This window comes from Gilliamella sp. LMG 34360 (genome assembly GCF_984568995.1).
The window spans coordinates 2,418,736-2,437,476 of the sequence record NZ_OZ474900.1; the positions used below are offsets into that span (position 1 = coordinate 2,418,736).

Here is an 18,741-nt window from a genome sequence, read left to right on the forward strand (position 1 = left end):
CAGTATTAAAATTAATCGTATTGCATACGATTTTAGGTATTGACAGTAATTTAAGATCTGTCATCAATACTTGTACTGTAATTACTATGATTAATAAGAAATATTATTTTTGTCTATTTTAATTTTGCTTAAAACTGACCAATAAGTTTTAGACAAATTGGCCAGTTTATATCATTTAAAAAACATCATGTTATTAATCAATTTTATCTGATTTTTTTTGTTGTTTTTCCTTAGTTTTAATAGGTTTTGTTTTATTTTTTACAGATTTACTCTTTGTACTTTCTGAATTTTGTTTTATTGATCCATCAATTAATTCAAGAACAATACCTTCCGTTTCGCTAAAATCTAATAATAATGTTGAAGCTTTCCCATTACTATTGTTCTTTCTTTGTAATAATAAATTTGAGATTGCAGGCAAAATTTGTTGATTCAAAATACTATCAATATTACGAGCCCCTGTATCAGGTAACAAACAAGCAGAAGCAAGTTGATCGTATAATTGATCACTAACTTTAAAGCCAATTTTGTAATGTTTTTGTATTCGTGAAGCAACTTTATCCAATTTCATTTTGACTATCTGGTTCAATGCTTTATCCGATAACGGTGTATAAATAACCGTTTGGAAACGAGCCAATAGTGCTGGTTGGAAATGTTCTCGAATAATTGGTCGTAATAACTCATGTTGAGTAGCCGTATCAGCATCTGGCATCTGTTCAAATAGAGCCATTAATTCATCATTACCTAAATTAGATGTCATGAGTATTAAGGTATTACGAAAATCGATTTCACGACCCTCTCCGTCTCGCATAAATCCACGATCAAAAACTTGATAGAATAAATTAAGTACATCACGATGGGCTTTTTCAATCTCATCTAATAACACTACACTGTAAGGGCGTTTTCTAACTGCTTCGGTTAACACACCACCTTGGCCATATCCAACATAGCCTGGAGGAGAACCTTTGAGTTGAGATACTGTATGAGGTTCTTGATATTCAGACATATTAATAGTTACAAGTGATTGCTCACCACCAAATAATGTGTCTGCAAGTGCTAATGCCGTTTCGGTTTTACCCACGCCAGACGGACCAACTAATAAAAATACCCCCATAGGTGCATCTTCTGAAGTCAGTCCTGTTTTAGTGGCTCGAATACGTTTTGCTAATTCAAATAAAGCGTTATCCTGACCAACAATTCGTTTTCGTAAATCATCTTCAAGAGCCATGAGATGACTTTGTTCATCTTTTAATAAGCTTTCTAAAGGAACGCCTGTCCAATCAGCAATAACAGAAGAAACGACTCTACTATCAACATCAAGCGATAATAACGGTCTGTTTCCTTGCAGTTTATTTAACTTTTCTTGTGTTTCGGTTAATTGTTTTGATACTTTTGGTTCTGGCGTAGTCGTTAATTGTTTTCTCAGTTCAATAAGTTCTTCAATGATTTTCTTTTCTTCTTCAAACTGAGTTTGCTCGATGATTAATTGTTTTTGTAAATCATCTAATATCTTATTAATTTCAGTTATGCGTTCGGATGAATTGTTTTCACTTAATAATAAATCGTCTTCAATCGCTACTTTTTCGATTGTTAATGATGCGATTTTTGCTTCAAGTTCAATGATCGATTCAGGTATAGTATCAAGGCTCATTCTCACTCTAGCGGAAGCAGTATCTAAAAGATCAACAGCCTTATCAGGGAGTTGACGACCACTAATATAACGGCGAGATAATGTTACAGCTGTTTTTACTGCTTCATCTAAAATGTGAACACCATGATGAATCGCATATCGTGATTTTAATCCACGCAACATAAGACAGGCTTTTTCATCATCAGGTTCATCCGCTTTAACCATTTGAAAACGACGCTCAAGTGCAGCATCTTTTTCAAAATACTGCTTGTATTCTGACCATGTTGTTGCCGCAATGGTTCTTAATTCCCCTCGAGCTAATGCTGGTTTTAATAAATTTGCCGCATCTGCACCGCCTGCTGAATTTCCAGCACCAATAATGGTATGAGCTTCGTCAATAAACAGGAGAATTGGAGTTTGTGATTGCTGTACAGCATCGATAACATTTTTAAGTCTCTGTTCAAATTCACCTTTTACACCGGCGCCCGCTTGCAATAATCCTAAATCAAGGGCTAATATGCTCACATCTTTAAGATTATTTGGTATATTGCCTTCTGCTATTCGTAAGGCTAATCCTTCAACTAAAGCAGTTTTACCTACACCTGGCTCCCCCACTAAAATTGGATTATTTTTTCGGCGACGGGATAAAATATCGACCATCTGCCTAATTTCTTTATCACGACCTAATACAGGATCGATTTTACCTGCTTTGGCTTTTTCTGTAACATCTTCAGTAAAGCGACTTAATACAGCTTGATGATGTTTTTGCTGAAGAGCTTTATTATCTTCTTTTTCACTTTCAGCTTGCGTTATTTGAGAATGATCACCTAAATTTTGCAGGTCGTTTTGTAAACCATCATTTGAATCATTAAAAGGACTTTCATCAGATAGTTCATCTAATTTTGGACGGAGTTTCTTTAAAGAAACAGGCGTTAAGCTAAGAAGTTGCCATGCATCTTGAGCCTTTAAGCATTGTGGCATTTCTTGTAAAACTTGTAGGATATGAAGAGATCGAATTGTTTCTTCATGATCTTCTAATGAAGCTTTTAACCATGCTGCTTGCAATACAGCAATAAGTGATGATGATAAACTAGGTTTATTATTAATGGTATGCGGTAATGCATCAAGGAAACTTAGTAGTCCTTGCCAAATTTTATCCATATCAAGTTGATAATGCCTTGCTATGATTGTAATATCACCAGATCCTTGCTCTAATAGTTTTAACAACCAATGTTCAAGTGTGATTTCAGTATGAGCGCGGGTTTGACATAACTCTGCGGCTGATTCAAGTGATTTTGCACAGTAAGGGTTCAGTCGTCTTAATAAAACAGATGGATCGGCAATCATTACTATTCCTTTTTATTATATATTGATCTCTAATCTTTATTTCCAAAGATGCTGACCCTTAAGTCAGGAAAGGGTCAGCAAATATTAAATTACGCTCGACTTTCTACCCAGCTATCTGAGTGAATGATGTTGCCATCTTTATAAGTCCAAGTAATTTTTTCATAACGAAGTTCAACACGCTCTAAATGATTGTATTGTTCTTTTGTTGGGTCTTTGATATTGTGCATTTCTGGTTTAACAGATACAACTTTTACACCATCCATTAACGTATTAAAATACTCAATTTCTTGACCAGCATCGTTAATTTTGTACCATTTGATCTCAACTGATTTTAAGTTTTGACCTGTGGTAACTGCTTTGTAAAGATAAGGTGATGAAGCATCGACTTCTTTAACAAACTCAAGTGCTTTATGAACACGTGTGCCAGTTAATTTACCAGTATTACCATCTGTTGGGATGTACACTTTGTGATCAAACTCAACAACTTCTACACTACCTTCACGGCCAAACACGGTTACAGATCCCTTAATTTCCGCGCCGCCGTCATCTTTTAAGAACATATATGCTGGAACAGCCATTGTTTTACTCCTTTTTTGTTTTAGTTAAATCCCTTAGTTTTCTTGTGTCAAAAAACAATTTGACATTTGAGGAACTAAGCTTATTTCCACACGTCGATTTTTGGCACGATTCTCTGCAGTATCGTTATCAACCAACGGTTTTTTTGAGCCATACCCTTGTATGGCAAAACAGGTTTCAGGCATATCACTTGTTTTCATGAACCAATTTCTAACTGAAATAGCACGATCTAAAGACAATTGTATATTTTTGTCCTCACTACCTGTGGAATCAGTATGTCCGCCAATTAAGATGAGCCACCCTGTTTCCTGATTACTTTTTATTTGTTTTTGCATTTCAACTAAAGCATTGATCAGTATTTTGGTCGAATCTGGTTTCAAATTTGATTGACCTGTTTCAAATAATGATAAGCTATCTAAACGTATTACCACTGGTATTACCACTTGAGGTGGTTCTATCACTTCTGGTGGTTTCGCAACATATTTACTAATGGCAATATTTAACGGTTCTATGAGTTGTTGCCCATGGTATAACCCTACACCTAAGCGTACAGGTTCACCTTGTGAAAAATACTTATTCAACATTATTCTATCGTTTTTCAAAATTTCTAATGCGTTAAGTTTCTCATCATAATTATCCATAGCAATGGAATTATAAAAATCAATATCGCTTTCAACTTGCTTAGCAAGTTTTATATTATTTTTAAATGATGCTCCTAAACATCCCATAGTAAATAAGGACGTTATAACAAGTAATCCACAGATCATTGAGCTAATAGGTGAAAACGGATATGCAATAGGCATAAACTTTACTAAATCATCTGGAGGACTAACGTTTTCTTGTATTTTTCGAGTATTAGGGAGTCTCATAGTTGTAAGACTTTCCCATTTATTTTGTATTATATTATTAGTAGTAGCCTCTTGATTAACAGGATAAATAGCTGCAGCAGCTGGCATACATTTTGCTATAGGTTGTTTAGGATCCACTAATGTTGATAAAACAACCTGTTCAATCCAATCTTTAGTTTCATTTAAAAAAGCTTGAAGACTTAAACGACGTTCTCTTTCTTTAGGTGAAATTTTAATATCATTCACCCAATTATTTAATGGAGATAAATAACGATCAAGCAAGTTTAATTTTTGATTTTTAAGTTGAAACCATTGAACAGGAATAGATTCAAATTCATCATAAATTAAATCATTAAATCCAATATGTACCGATATGTAAACAGGTAACGAATATTTAGCAATTTTGCTTGTATCAACCCAAGATTGACGAAAAGCTTGCAATTTTGCAATAAAAATCCCTTGTTTATCTTCGATTTCTGGTGTCAAAGCTAAAAAAATACCTACCCTGCCAATCATATCAGGCCATTTAGCTATTAACGAATCATAGACTATTGGCAAGTGTGAATATTCATCAACATAGATCCAAACGGCTTCAGAAGAAACTAAAATATTCGATTGGGCTAAAGATAAATCATCAGGGAAAAAATCTTTTGCACCACTGCCTGTCACTAATAAAATAGGTAGACGATAACGCTGTTTTGCAGGTAGCAAATCAAGTTTCTCAGTTAAAAAAGCAATATTAGTCGTCGATGAAGCAAGTACTTTTCGATAGTGCTTCATACGCCATAATATGCCTGTGGTTATCACTACCACTAAAACTGATCCTATAATTTGCCATCCCATTGTTATTGGCAAAAAGACAAATAACAATAATAGGCTTAAGATAGCTGCATAAATAATCTGAATACGCTTAGGATAATCGCTCATAAGACCTCTTTTTAACCAATAAGCGAGTCAATTAAATTATCAAGTTGATTATTCAAGATAAAGTATAGTGCAATCACGCAAATAAAAGACAATGCTGTTAAAGATAAAAGTAGAGTCTTTCGTCCCCAAAAACGATGATCCTGAGCTTGTTCAATAATAGGATGATTTTGTTCTGGTTCTGATTCACGCAATGCTTCTCGAAGTGCTAATATAAGATGCTCCCTTTCCATTTGAGCTTTTCCTAAATAACATCCTTGAAAACCTAGCCCTAATACTCTATCAAAACAACTTAGAACAATTTCTTCTTTTTTATCATCTTTTAAACGACCGCGAATTTTTTCAAATAAGTCATAACCTGCATTATTGGTATTAAAATAGATGACTTGGAGCGGTTCACCAAGCCACTCATCATAGCCTTGATCGCTAGGATTATCTTTTTGATAAAGCAAAACTGTTTCATCTAATAAGGCACATAATGCATAACTAATATCATCTATAACATCTTGTTTATATTGTGCATTGTATAAAGCATCACGAACATTCTTGATCTGTTCTTTACAATGTTCATATAGTTTATGTCCTGAAGGAATTTTTGCTTTTGCCTTTAGTTCTACAACTACTAATATTGAGTCACGCAATAATTCATCGATAATAATTTTTTTTGGTTCTGTATTCATTACCTTAACCCTATGATCGCAGTACTGCGAAAAGTTCTAATGAAATATCTGGCATTGCCCTTGGAACATAAAATTCACAGCATCTGGCAAGCAACATATTTTTTGCTGCACTATGAGACAAATCCAGAGCAAAATATTGATTCTCTAAACGTAATGGTATTGCTGCTGGTACATGATTTAATGCTTTGATCGGTATACCTGAAAGTGCTGAATGTATAATTTGTCTAACATCATCTGGCGCCCCTGCTTTACACAGTATTGGAAATTGTGAAAGTAATTGATGGCCAGGCATACTAGAACGAACTGAAAGATAAAAATCTGCATCCTCAACAAGTCGTGAATCATTCAAACGACCTGTCCATAAAGTATCTTGATCATGAACCAAATCAATTTTAATAACGCGTGAAGGTAAGCTTTCTTCTAATAAATTACGCACTAACTCAAAAAGCGGAGGGAAAACCTCATTAAGTTTATCATGCTGATAAGCAGGAATATCATTAACACTATTTACTAATGAAAAAGTCAACAAAGAACCTGTAAACGCAGTTAAAGTTTGATAAAGACGTTCAGGATGAATTGTTGGATTATCACGTAAAAATTTAAGCTGAGGTTCAAATGAACTCAATGCATTAAGGAGCCAAAATAGAGAAACATCCGCAGTTGCAAATTCAGCAATTTGTTGATTACGCTCATGGCGCATACCAAGTAAATGCTGGCGTTTTGCTTGTATCTGGATACATAAAAGATCTAGCTCTTTCAGTAATGATCCGCTTTGTGTCAAAAGATTCAATATTGGCGGAATGTATTGAAGATCTAAAATAAATCGACCATTAAGATCACGTTTTAGACGAGCAACTGGACAGGTTATATAATCACTATTATCTTCAAAATCAAATAAAAAGGTCAACGCATATCGTTCAACAGCAATTGTTTCAGAGTTTTGACCAAAAAGATCAGGTACTTCAACCCACTCTTTTCGATAACGAAGTGGTCTTTCTAGACGTTGATTATCTTGTAGACAATTTCCACCATTAGCATTTAATAATGGAATTCCGATTAAAACAGTGACTTCATTGAGTTCAACTGGAATATCATTGTTCAACATTCTTGCTTCTGGTAAATTATCAGCAATATCAGTATCAACAACTACACCATCATTAAACCGAATGCTGATCGATTCTGCTTTAAGGCGATCTATTGAAAGCGATTGTGTATCAATATTTATTTTTTCAACTCCCCACGGATTAGCTACTAACATAGCCATTAAGTTTTGTGATGAGTATTGCCGCCATAATTCTTGTTGTTGGAATTGCTGAGGCGTCAAAAAGACGCCCTCATTCCATAAAGGACGAAAAATTTTCATTTACCCTGAGACTCCAGTTTTTTCCTATAAAATCGATATTAATTTTTAGCTTTTGGCATTTGTGAAACCATTGATAAATTAATATCCATCCCTTCTATCTGGAAGTGAGGAACTAAGAATGTCTTAACACGGAAAAAGCCAGGATTATCTTCAATGTCTTCAACAATTACTTTTGCTTCACGTAATGGGTGTGATGCTTGAACTTCATCACTTGGATCGGTCATTTCTGTAACAAGATTACTAATCCATCTGTTGAGTTCAAGTTCAAGTACTCGGCGATCTTTAGTTGCACCAATATTTTCACGTTGAATAACTTTAAGATAATGAGCTATACGTGATAATAAGAAAATATACGGTAAACGAGAATTAATTCGACTATTTGCAGTTGCTTCTTTAGTATCGTAAAGCGTTGGTTTCTGTGTTGAATTAGCAGAAAAGAAACATGCATAATCTCTATTTTTATAGAAAGATAATGGTATAAAACCTAAATTAGCAAATTCAAACTCACGAGTTTCTGGAATAAGAACTTCAGTTGGAATTTTAACTTGATTACCAGTTCCTAAATCATAAAGATGAATTGGTAGATCTTCAACTAAGCCACCAGCTTGTGGACCGCGAATTTGAACACACCAGCCATTACGGACAAAGCTTTGTGCCATATTTGCAGCAAAAGCATAAGATGCATTAGCCCAAAGGTAACGATCATGATCAAGACCTTTAACATCTTCAACATAGTTAAAACTACGAACAGGAACAGTATCAGGTCCATATGGTAAACGTGCTAATACTCGAGGTAAAGTTAACCCAACATAACGTGAGTCATCCGTTTCACGGAAACTATTCCATTTTGTATATTCTGCACGATCAAAGTAGTTTCCAATATCTTTGATTGCCGCAACTTCTTCCATTGTCTCTTTACCGAAAAATTTTGGTCCAGCAGAGCCAACAAATGGCATATGCGCTGAGGCAGCAACCTTAGAAATATTACGTAATAAAGCGATATCTTGTGAACTACGATCAAATTCATAATTTGAAATGGTCACACCAATTGGTTCACCACCTGGTGTATCATATTCCTGAATATAAGTGTGTCTGTAAAAACCTGATTGGGAAATTTCCGGTGCATCTTCAAAATCTTGACGAAGATCTTCTTTAGATATATCTAGCAATTCAATTTTTACATTTTGACGGAAATCGGTACGATCAACTAAAAATTTTAGACCACGCCACGTTGATTCAATTTCTTGAAAGGTTTTATCATGCATCACAACATCAAGTTGGCGACTTATTTTTTGGTCTATTTGGCTGATATGATAATCAAGTAAATGCTTATCTAACTTTTCGATTTTTTGAGAGGAACCTTGTATTAACTGAAGCAGTATATTAACAGCCATTGTAACACGTTCATCTTGAGAAGTTTCAAACAAAACCTCATTGTCTTCATATTTATCAATATCACTTACTTTTTTAATTGTATTTAAATTTATTTTATCAAATAAAGATTGGTAAACACTTCCTGTTTCTTGTGTAACTGTCTCTACAGTAGCTTTATTCTCTTGCTTTTGTTCCATTGTTGTTCTCTCGTAATACTTATCTTTAAGACACTAAATTGTCATTAATTTTTTGAACTAATTCTTATAAAAAACTATTTCGTACTTTCAGATACAATTGCTTCTAATTCAGCTCGTAGCTCATCAGACAATTGTTCATCCTTAACGATTTTTTCAAGTTCATAACGAAATGTTGCGTTATCGAGCAGATTAGATTTTAAATCTCTTAGTAAATTGCGCATTGCAAGCAAAGAGCGTAACTGAGGGATTTTCTTAGCGACTTGTTCTGGAGAGAAATCATTCATTGATTCAAAAGAGAGATCGACATTGACATCACTACCATCATCAGCAAGCGTATTAGGAACGGTAATTGTTGCTTCAGGTTTAAAGTCTTTTAATACTGCATCAAAATTATTCTTGTTGATAGAAACTTTTTCTTTTTCTGAAAGAGTACGTTTATCTTTACCACGACCATAATCACCAACAGATAAAATTTTTAACGGTAATTCAACTTTCTTTTTAGCCCCACCGGTATGAAGATCTAGTTGAATATTAACACGCGCAGCAGGTACTTCATTTTGATAACTATTAGACATTTTAATTCCTTAATTTCCCTATTTTTTATAAATCTTAGAGGCGAGATCAATTATTGATTCGTTTCTGCCTGGAATTTACACTAATTAAAATCAATTTACAAGCTTCATTAATAATTTTATTTAATTTTTTTTTTAAAAAAAAGTTCTTATATCCATTAAATAAAATTAGAAATTAAGGAACTTACTGTAAATATTAAGTTTTTTTTTAATAAATTCTAAGAAAATTTATTTATAAATAAATAATTTTCACATGAAAAAAATTCAATCAAACATTCAATCAATAATGGCACATCTTAAAAAATGACCATTTTATGTAATAACCTAATAATTTGTATACATTTTTTGATAAATATAAATTTTGCGACAATAAGTATAAAAATTAGAAAAGCTTATTAGTAATATTGCTTTCAATTTTCAAATTTATTTATTTGGACTAATGAGAACATTTTTCAATTTAACTACTACTTTTAACAAAAGTAATTTTATTTTTTCTGAATGGTTAATATTTATCCAATAATTTGTTAAGGTTGGCGATACTGTACTTTTAACTATCTTATATATTATAAATAATAAATGCAGTCATTATTATTTTATTAATAAATGAGGTTGCATGTATTGTCATATAATTAAGTAGTTATTAAATATAAATGTTTTTATATTGGTTAATAGTTAATATTTTCACGTATGCTTTTCTATAATATCTATCATTCATATAGATGGAACAATCTACTTTTAATTCAAATTTTATATACAATAAGTTATCTTTAAAAATTAAATCGTTCAATTTTACAAATTTTAGAAAAAAAGTTTGACTTTTATCTATTAGGTGATAATAATTCTCATTAGCATTTAAATTAATGAAATTTTAATAACAAATTAAACGCCCAAAGAATTATCAGTAAAACGGATTTTACTTTTTTAAATCATCAAAACTCTCACTGATTTTCTATAATTTGCTTCAATTTGATTATATATTAAACAAAAGGAGTCGCTAATGAAGTTTAATTATTTTAAACGGCGCAAAACCCTACTATCAGTAATACTATCATCTTTGCTCGTTCTTACAGGTATGTCCGAGTCATCAGCAGCAGAAAAAAAATTTAAAGTTGTTACCACATTTACCGTTATCCAAGATATTGCCCAAAACGTTGCGGGAGATGCTGCAACTGTTGAATCAATTACTAAAGTAGGAGCCGAAATACACGAATATGATCCGACTCCTCAAGATATTACTAAAGTGCTTTCAGCCGATCTAGTTTTATGGAATGGACTTAATTTGGAACTTTGGTTTAAACGTTTTTTTGAAGATATTAAAGATGTTCCATCAGTTATAGTGACAGAAGGCATCGAACCGATGCCAATCCAAGAAGGTAGTTATAAAGGGAATCCAAATCCTCATGCATGGATGTCACCGACACTTGCTTTAACTTATATTGAGAACATTCGTGCAGCCTTTGTTAAGTATGATCCTAAAAATGCCATTATCTATAATAAAAATGCTCAGGATTATGTTGCTAAAATCAAAGCTCTTGATACCCCACTGCGTGAGCGTTTGGCTAAAATTCCAGAAGCACAACGTTGGTTAGTGACAAGTGAGGGTGCATTCAGCTATCTAGCTCGTGATTATAATTTAAAAGAAGCCTACTTATGGCCAATCAATGCTGAACAACAAGGTACACCAAAGCAGGTTAAAAATCTTATTGATTTAGTCAGAGCGAATAAAATTCCTGTTGTTTTTAGTGAAAGTACAATTTCTGATAAACCTGCAAAGCAAGTTAGCAAAGAAACGGGCGCTAAATACGGTGGTGTGCTTTATGTTGATTCGCTTTCAACAAAAGACGGTCCTGTTCCAACCTATATCGATCTTTTAAAAGTCACGGTTGAAACCATAGCTAAAGGATTTGAGAAATAATGACACAAATATGCTTAAATGTTAATGATATCACGGTAACATACAATAATGGTCATACTGCAATTCATGATGCTAGTTTTCGCCTTAATGGCGGTACGATTTGTGCACTTGTTGGAGTGAATGGTAGTGGAAAATCCACTTTGTTTAAAAGTATTATGGGCATGATTCGTCCAACCCGTGGGCAAGTAACATTTAATGATATTTCAGTTGCTCAAGCATTAAAGCAAAACATCATAGCTTATGTTCCACAAACGGAAGAGGTTGATTGGGATTTTCCTGTTTTAGTATCAGACGTCGTTATGATGGGACGTTATGGTCATATGTCGTTTTTTCGTATCCCAAGTAAAGAAGATAAAAAACAAGTTGATATTGCACTTGAACGCGTAAATATGCTGGATTTTAAGCACCGCCAAATAGGTGAGTTATCGGGAGGGCAAAAAAAGCGTGTTTTTTTAGCTAGAGCTTTAGCGCAGCAAGGTAAAGTATTGTTACTAGATGAACCCTTTACAGGAGTTGATGTAAAAACTGAAAATGCCATTATTGATTTATTAAAAGCTCTGCGAAAAGAAAATCATCTTATTTTAGTTTCTACCCATAATTTAGGTAGTGTGCCAGAATTTTGTGACCAAGTCGTATTAATTAATCAAACAGTCTTAGCTTTTGGGCCTACCGAAACTACCTTTACCCCTCAAAATTTGATGACGACTTTTGGTGGTGCATTGCGCTATCTGAGTTTGTCTGGCGAAAAATTACATCAAGACGAAGATCCCCGTAAAGTATCGATCTTAACTGACGATGAACGTGCGGCTATTTTTTATGGTGAAGGTAAAGATGATTCCCCACACCAAGATTTGTTGGTTGATGCCCAGTCAGATCAACCAAAAGGATGACAATAATGGAATTCTTACTTGAGCCATTTACCTATGATTTTATGCTGAAAGCTATTTGGGTGAGTAGCATTGTTGGCGCTGCTTGTGCTTTTTTATCAGCCTTTCTAATGTTGAAAGGTTGGTCATTAATGGGGGATGCATTGTCACATTCGGTTGTCCCAGGCGTAGCGGGGGCTTATGCGCTTGGTTTACCTTATTCGGTCGGAGCTTTTTTTACGGGATTACTTGCAGCGTTATCTATAACTATCATTCGTGCCATTACACGCTTAAAAGAAGATGCCATTATCGGTTTTATTTTCTCGACTTTTTTTGCAATTGGATTATTAATTATTTCGCTAAATCCCACCTCTGTTAATGCGCAAACTATTATTTTTGGGAATATTTTAGGCATTGATGATAGTGATATGTGGCAGGTACAAATCATTATTTTGATTTCTTTGGTTTTGTTACTCCTTTTTTGGAAAGATCTGTTAGTTGTATTTTTTGATGAAATCCATGCACGATCAATTGGTCTAAAGCCTTTGCATTTAAAAATTCTTTTTTTCACTATTTTGAGTGCTTGTACTGTCGCAGCTCTACAAACAGTTGGTGCTATTTTGGTTATTGCTATGGTTGTCACTCCCGGAGCAACCGCTTATTTGCTAACAAATCGATTTTCAAGGCTGTTAATTATTTCCGTGGTAATTGGCGCATCGTCCAGTGCGATTGGTGCTTGGTTTAGTTACTTTTTGAATGGTGAAACTGGTGGCGTTATTGTTACACTGCAAACATTGATTTTTATTGTGGTCTTTTTGTTTGCACCAAAACAAGGTTTAATCTCAAACCGTTTACGAATAAGACAAAGCCGATTAAATAACGGGGCAAATATATGACAGATTTATTGGAATATCTTTATTATCCTTTTACTCTGCCTCTTATGCAACGTGCCATTATTGCGGCACTAGCCACGGGTATTGTTTGTGCTCTCCTATCATGCTTTTTAGTATTAAAAGGCTGGTCATTAATGGGAGATGCCATATCACATGCAGTATTACCGGGCATTGTACTTGCGTATTTAGCAGGGATTCCGATTATCATAGGTGCATTTGCCTCAGGATTATTGTGCTCGGTTGCCACGGGTTATATTAAAGAAAATAGCCGAATAAAAGAAGATACAGTAATGGGAATTGTGTTTTCGGGAATGTTTGCGTTTGGTTTAGTACTGTTTTCAAAAGTAGATACATCACAACATTTAAATCATATCCTATTTGGTAGCGTGCTAGGCACGAGTTATGCTGAGTTAGAACAGATTATGTTAATTGCAGGGATAGTATCAGCAATAGTAATCGTCAAGCGTCGTGATTTACTGTTATATTGTTTCGATCCGATTCAAGCCAAAGTGGTAGGTTTACCGGTAAAATTATTACATTATGGATTACTTTGTGTTTTAGCTTTAACTATCGTCAGTTCTTTAAAAACAGCTGGCGTGATTTTGGTTATTGCAATGCTGATAGCACCGGGCATTATTGCATTTTCGTTAACTAAACGTTTTGAAAGGATGCTATTGATAGCAGTAATTGTTTCGATATTTTCAACTGTTATTGGAACACTAATTAGCTTCTATTTAGATGCATCGACCAGTGCATGTATTGTAATTTTGCAAGCCATTATCTTTTTAGGCGTGCAGATTTACCAATTTATAGTAAGGCAAAGTGTTAGGAATTAATGAGAAATGTTAGGTATAAGCGTGAGTATAAATTTACCCACGCTTATTGCGGTGATTGGCTATAATTATTCATCATCCATATATTTGCTGGAATCGGCATAATTATCAAATCGAGAAAAGTGGCCTTGGAACTTTAACCGAACTTTACCAATTGGACCGTTTCTCTGTTTACCTAATATAATTTCAGCAATCCCTTTATGTTCAGATGCCTCATTATAAACTTCATCACGATAAATAAACATAATGACGTCAGCATCTTGTTCAATAGAGCCCGATTCACGTAAATCTGAATTCACTGGACGTTTATCCGCTCGTTGTTCTAAACTACGGTTTAGCTGTGATAGAGCTACTACCGGAATTTGTAACTCTTTTGCTAACGCTTTTAATGAACGTGAAATTTCGGCAATTTCGAGAGTTCGGTTTTCAGAAATATTTGGCACACGCATCAACTGTAAGTAATCAACCATGATCATACTTAAACCTTTATGTTCACGATAAATACGTCTAGCCCGTGATCGCAGTTCCATTGGCGTTAAACCTGCAGAATCATCAATATAAATATTTTTCTTTTCAAGTAATAATCCCATCGTACTGGAAATTCTTGCCCAATCATCGTCTTGCAATTGTCCTGTTCGAATGCGTGTTTGATCAACACGCGATAACGAGGCAAGCATACGCATCATAATTTGCTCTGATGGCATCTCTAAACTAAATATTAGTACGGGTTTTTCTTGCGTCATTGCTGCGTTTTCACATAAATTCATTGCAAATGTGGTTTTACCCATTGATGGTCTTGCAGCAATAATAATTAAATCTGAACGTTGTAAACCAGCCGTTTTTTTATCTAAATCAATATAACCCGTTGAAACGCCCGTCACCCCGTCATGTGGACGTTGGAACAGTTCTTCAATTTTAGCAACCGTTGCTTCAAGCACTTCAGTGATACTTTTTGGACCTTCGCCCTGTTTGGTTCGACTTTCAGCAATTTGAAAGATTTTACTTTCTGCTAAATCTAATATTTCGTTACTATCTCGACCTTCTGTGGCATAACAGTTATCAGCGATTTCATTTGAAGCGCTAATTAATTCACGCAAAATTGCCTGCTGTCGAATAATCTCACTATAAGCAACCACATTAATCGCACTTGGCGTGTTTTTAGAAAGCTCAGCTAAGTATGCAAATCCACCCACATCAGTTAATAGATCTTTGCTCTCTAAGCTTTCTGATAAAGTGATTAAATCAATCGGTGTACCTTTGCTAATCAGCGAATGCATTTCTGAAAAAATCAGTTGATGATGGCGCGAATAAAAATCACGATCCATAATCATTTCAGCAACGGTATCCCAACGTTGATTATCAAGCATCAAACTACCAAGTACAGCTTGTTCTGCCTCAATTGAATGCGGAGGCATCTTGATATTATGTAGATTTGATTTTTTCGACTCTTGATTTCTAGAATCTCTGTTTAAGCTTGTTTCATCTGTATTCATTACGTTCATCTTTTTTTAAACTAATTTATCGTTAAGTTTATTCACTTACGCTAAAAATAATGGCCCTAATGCAAGATTAGGTATTTGATACTCATCCGGATAATCCACTTGAACTAAATATAATCCTTCAGGTTTAGCGGTTGCTGCCGCTTGAGTCCTGTCTTTTACTTGTAGAAGTTCATTAATCCATAATGGCGGTTTATTGCCTACGCCAACTTCAAGTAAACTACCTACTATATTGCGAACCATATGGTGAACAAATGCATTAGCTTTAATATCAACGATGATATATTCGCCCTGCCTTGTTACTTCAATATGATGAATATTACGCCAAGGTGTTCGTGATTGACATTGTGCCGCTCTAAATGATGAAAAATCATTTTCACCTAATAGATACTGTGCGGCTTGATGCATCAATGCCTCATTCAAAGGCAAATAATAGTGTGAAACACCTTTGGCCAAAATTGCTGGACGATAACGGTTATTATAAATGACATAACGGTAACGTCGAGCTGTTGCACTAAACCGGGCATGAAAGCTATCATCGACCACTTGCGACCAACGCACGGCAATATTTATCGGTAAATGTGCATTGACCCCCATTGTCCAAGCAGTTTGAGATCGTATAGCTTGGGTTTCAAAATGCACAACTTGTCCTGTTGCGTGCACGCCCGCATCGGTTCGACCTGCACAAAATAGGTTTATTGGCTCATTGGCGACAGTCGATAATGCTGATTCTAATCTTGCTTGGATAGAATCAACTGATTGCTGACGTTGCCAACCAAAATAGCCACTACCATCGTACTCAATACCTAAAGCGATTTTAGAGGTAGTCATTAATTAGGATCTCAAGCGTCTCTATCAACATTAATGCACCTAAATAGCGAACATTGTCAGCTACTGACCAAAATTGAATTTGTTCATAATGCCCATAACTATGCCGTAAATTAGACAATTTTATTGTCAATTGAGATTCTGATTCGGCGCTAACCTCCGTAACTGGTGTTGGTAAGTTACCTTCTAGTACCTCAACACCATATTCACCAAATCGCGCCATATCTAATTCAATAGGTAAACTACTCGATACATTTATTGCTTGTGAAAGCCCATAAAATACTGGCACCACAACAGATTCAATCGAAACAGGTAAATCGTAATTATTAAGAACTTTGCGAATTTGGTTAATCTGTGATTTTTCACCTAAAGACGCATCATCACGTTCATGTGATATTGGTAATAAATTAAAAGCCAATTGTTTATCAAACAGTTCATTATCAACTGGCATACCATTAAGTAGACGTGCACTTTGTCCAGCTAGTTCATCAACACCTGGCTTACCGTAGAGCGATGCAGGAATGAAACTGGTTGCATGTAAATTGGTTAATAGTTCAGTATCTGTTAGCGATGCCACACAACGCAATAACTGACATACCGTCGCACTTGCCACTGCAACAATATTATCATTACGATATTCAGTTAACACATTGTTGTTAACTTTGGGCACAATTAATGGAATATGATCTTGAGTAGCAAAATAACCACTGGCATCAATAACAACGCAACCAGAATCGGTCGCTATTTGCGCATATTTTTCACTCGTTTTTGCACCAGCAACAAAAAAGGCAAAATGGCACTGACTCCAATCCATTTGTGCACTATCAATAACCGTTAAGTTTTTACCCGCAAAGCGCACAATTTCGCCAGCACTATTATCACTTCCAACTAAATAAAGATTTTCAATCTGAAAATTATGTTTTTGCGCACTATCAGTTTGTGCTTCGTCTGTTTGAACACAATGTTCTTGTAACAATTCAACTAGCGCAGAACCTACTTGTCCTGTCGCACCAACAATCGCAATATTCCATGCAGACATATTTAATAACCCAAATAAAAAAAGTTTAGTAGTAATTATATCACTATATCGTAATTATAGCGGAAAAAGATATTTCGCATGCGATTGGCATTTGTTCTTTTTACCATTATTCATATAAAAGGAGTTGATTAGACTAGGTTTTTAAAAAAACTTAACGTCAGTTTTTAATAATTTTTTTATGACTCTAATAAATTTTTTGGAACATTGATCGACAAAAATAATCTTTCTCAGTTACTAATTAAATAAACATCGTAAAATTAAAACGATTATAAAACAAATTTAGAAACATCTATCATGGCAAAAAAAACATTATCAACCATTGCTAAACAAGCCAATTTATCCATTGCTTCCGTGTCGAGAGTTTTAAAAAAACCACATTTAACCTCACCTATGACACAATCTAAAGTTCATCAAGCCATTGAGGAGCTCAACATTGATATTCATAATAATTTTAAACCACATAATGATCATAATGGCAGTAATAAAATACTAGTGTTGGACAATCAATTTATCACAAGAACATTAATTAACTACGGTTTGGAGGAAACGTTAACTCAAACTGGTTTTGCAATTTTTTACTTTCGCTTCCCCTATCAAACAAAAAAAGACATCCATTATTTAATCAAATATATTAGTCAAAATTCCTTTGCTGGTATTTTAGTTATTAATGATGCGCCTTATTTGCAAGAACTTGAGCATTTTAAAAAAGCTTTACCGCCTATTGTGTTAGTTAATCATTTTTCCTTAAACTTTATATGTGTTCATTTTGATCATTTAGTGATTGGACATCAAATAACCCAATATTTGCTGAATAATTCTCACTCAAAAATTGCAGTTCTATTTAATGATAACAATAAAATCAGTTCAACACTTTTTTTACAAGGCTACAAACAAGCTTTACTAAGAGCTAATATTAGCATTAACAAAGACTATCTTATCGAAGATTGCTTTACCTATGAACATGGCAGAGCGGCGATTAAACAATTAATAAATAGTAACAATCCCCCTACCGCTATTATCTGTTGTGATAATGTTAATCTAAATTATTTAGATGAAAGATTACAAAACTATCAATCTTTTTCAACAAATTATAGTGTCATCTTAGGCGCATTACATCAAGCAAAGGAGAGTGAAATTCAGCTGCCTCAACCGATTACGATAACTTATCTTAGCCACTCAACAGATAGGCAATATAATGAATTAGATAAGCTAAGTCGAATTAATAAACCCATGTATAAAATGGGTCAAGAAGCCGCAACTTTGCTTTGCCAATATATAAGAAATGAATTAGCTACAACTAAACGCTACCATATTATTGAAACAGAGACATTTTTTTATTAAAAATAGTAAATTATTCTGT

At 34.4% G+C, this 18,741-nt stretch carries 15 protein-coding genes; 5 read left to right on the forward strand and 10 right to left on the reverse strand.

Going from position 1 to position 18,741, the window contains the following annotated elements:
* Positions 1-193 precede the first annotated feature (193 nt).
* The 7 genes from tssH to tssB all read right to left on the reverse strand — a co-directional run bounded on the left by tssH (position 194) and on the right by tssB (position 9,511).
* On the reverse strand, positions 194-2,974 hold the full coding sequence (gene tssH / locus AC5LW9_RS10870) for a type VI secretion system ATPase TssH (RefSeq protein ID WP_493455884.1): 2,781 nt from the start codon (positions 2,972-2,974) through the stop codon (positions 194-196).
* 89 nt (positions 2,975-3,063) lie between these two features.
* A complete protein-coding gene (locus AC5LW9_RS10875) occupies positions 3,064-3,552 on the reverse strand; it encodes an Hcp family type VI secretion system effector (protein ID WP_065738788.1) in 489 nt (162 codons plus the stop codon).
* Between the two features lie 33 nt (positions 3,553-3,585).
* Entirely contained in the window at positions 3,586-5,325 is a 1,740-nt protein-coding gene (locus AC5LW9_RS10880; protein WP_198228570.1) for an OmpA family protein, read from the reverse strand.
* An 11-nt stretch (positions 5,326-5,336) separates the two neighbouring features.
* On the reverse strand, positions 5,337-6,002 hold the full coding sequence (gene tssL / locus AC5LW9_RS10885; protein ID WP_198228572.1) for a type VI secretion system protein TssL, short form: 666 nt from the start codon (positions 6,000-6,002) through the stop codon (positions 5,337-5,339).
* Between the two features lie 10 nt (positions 6,003-6,012).
* Positions 6,013-7,365, reverse strand: a complete 1,353-nt coding sequence (gene tssK / locus AC5LW9_RS10890) for a type VI secretion system baseplate subunit TssK (protein WP_198228573.1) — start codon at positions 7,363-7,365, stop codon at positions 6,013-6,015.
* Positions 7,366-7,403: 38 nt separating this feature from the next.
* Positions 7,404-8,936, reverse strand: coding sequence for a type VI secretion system contractile sheath large subunit (tssC, locus tag AC5LW9_RS10895; RefSeq protein WP_198228575.1), 1,533 nt, complete (start codon positions 8,934-8,936; stop codon positions 7,404-7,406).
* A gap of 74 nt (positions 8,937-9,010) precedes the next feature.
* A complete protein-coding gene (gene tssB / locus AC5LW9_RS10900) occupies positions 9,011-9,511 on the reverse strand; it encodes a type VI secretion system contractile sheath small subunit (RefSeq protein ID WP_198228577.1) in 501 nt (166 codons plus the stop codon).
* A gap of 1,069 nt (positions 9,512-10,580) precedes the next feature.
* Here tssB and AC5LW9_RS10905 point away from each other — a divergent pair.
* The 4 genes from AC5LW9_RS10905 to AC5LW9_RS10920 are packed head-to-tail and all read left to right on the forward strand — an operon-like array spanning position 10,581 to position 14,018.
* Positions 10,581-11,423, forward strand: coding sequence for a metal ABC transporter substrate-binding protein (locus AC5LW9_RS10905; RefSeq protein WP_493456619.1), 843 nt, complete (start codon positions 10,581-10,583; stop codon positions 11,421-11,423).
* The gene (locus AC5LW9_RS10910) at positions 11,423-12,313 is read left to right on the forward strand and encodes a manganese/iron ABC transporter ATP-binding protein (RefSeq protein WP_493454381.1); all 891 of its coding nucleotides are present in this window, start codon (positions 11,423-11,425) and stop codon (positions 12,311-12,313) included. The genes AC5LW9_RS10905 and AC5LW9_RS10910 overlap by 1 nt, the downstream gene beginning before the upstream one ends.
* A 2-nt stretch (positions 12,314-12,315) precedes the next feature.
* Positions 12,316-13,185 carry a metal ABC transporter permease gene (locus AC5LW9_RS10915; RefSeq protein WP_370528591.1) on the forward strand — a complete coding sequence of 290 codons (870 nt, stop codon included), beginning with the start codon at positions 12,316-12,318 and terminating at the stop codon, positions 13,183-13,185.
* Positions 13,182-14,018 (forward strand): metal ABC transporter permease, encoded by an 837-nt coding sequence (locus AC5LW9_RS10920; RefSeq protein ID WP_198228583.1) that lies wholly within the window; start codon positions 13,182-13,184, stop codon positions 14,016-14,018. Before AC5LW9_RS10915 ends, AC5LW9_RS10920 begins: the two co-directional genes overlap by 4 nt.
* A 65-nt stretch (positions 14,019-14,083) precedes the next feature.
* Here the strand turns inward: AC5LW9_RS10920 and dnaB are convergent, their stop codons facing one another.
* The 3 genes from dnaB to AC5LW9_RS10935 are packed head-to-tail and all read right to left on the reverse strand — an operon-like array spanning position 14,084 to position 17,381.
* A complete protein-coding gene (dnaB, locus tag AC5LW9_RS10925; protein WP_065738779.1) occupies positions 14,084-15,508 on the reverse strand; it encodes a replicative DNA helicase in 1,425 nt (474 codons plus the stop codon).
* A 45-nt stretch (positions 15,509-15,553) separates the two neighbouring features.
* On the reverse strand, positions 15,554-16,345 hold the full coding sequence (gene truA, locus AC5LW9_RS10930) for a tRNA pseudouridine(38-40) synthase TruA (protein WP_493455885.1): 792 nt from the start codon (positions 16,343-16,345) through the stop codon (positions 15,554-15,556).
* Positions 16,332-17,381 (reverse strand): aspartate-semialdehyde dehydrogenase, encoded by a 1,050-nt coding sequence (locus tag AC5LW9_RS10935; protein ID WP_493455886.1) that lies wholly within the window; start codon positions 17,379-17,381, stop codon positions 16,332-16,334. Before AC5LW9_RS10935 ends, truA begins: the two co-directional genes overlap by 14 nt.
* A 294-nt stretch (positions 17,382-17,675) precedes the next feature.
* On the opposite strand from AC5LW9_RS10935, the gene AC5LW9_RS10940 reads away from it, so the two are divergent.
* Entirely contained in the window at positions 17,676-18,722 is a 1,047-nt protein-coding gene (locus AC5LW9_RS10940; protein WP_493455887.1) for a LacI family DNA-binding transcriptional regulator, read from the forward strand.
* The last annotated feature ends 19 nt before the right edge of the window (positions 18,723-18,741 follow it).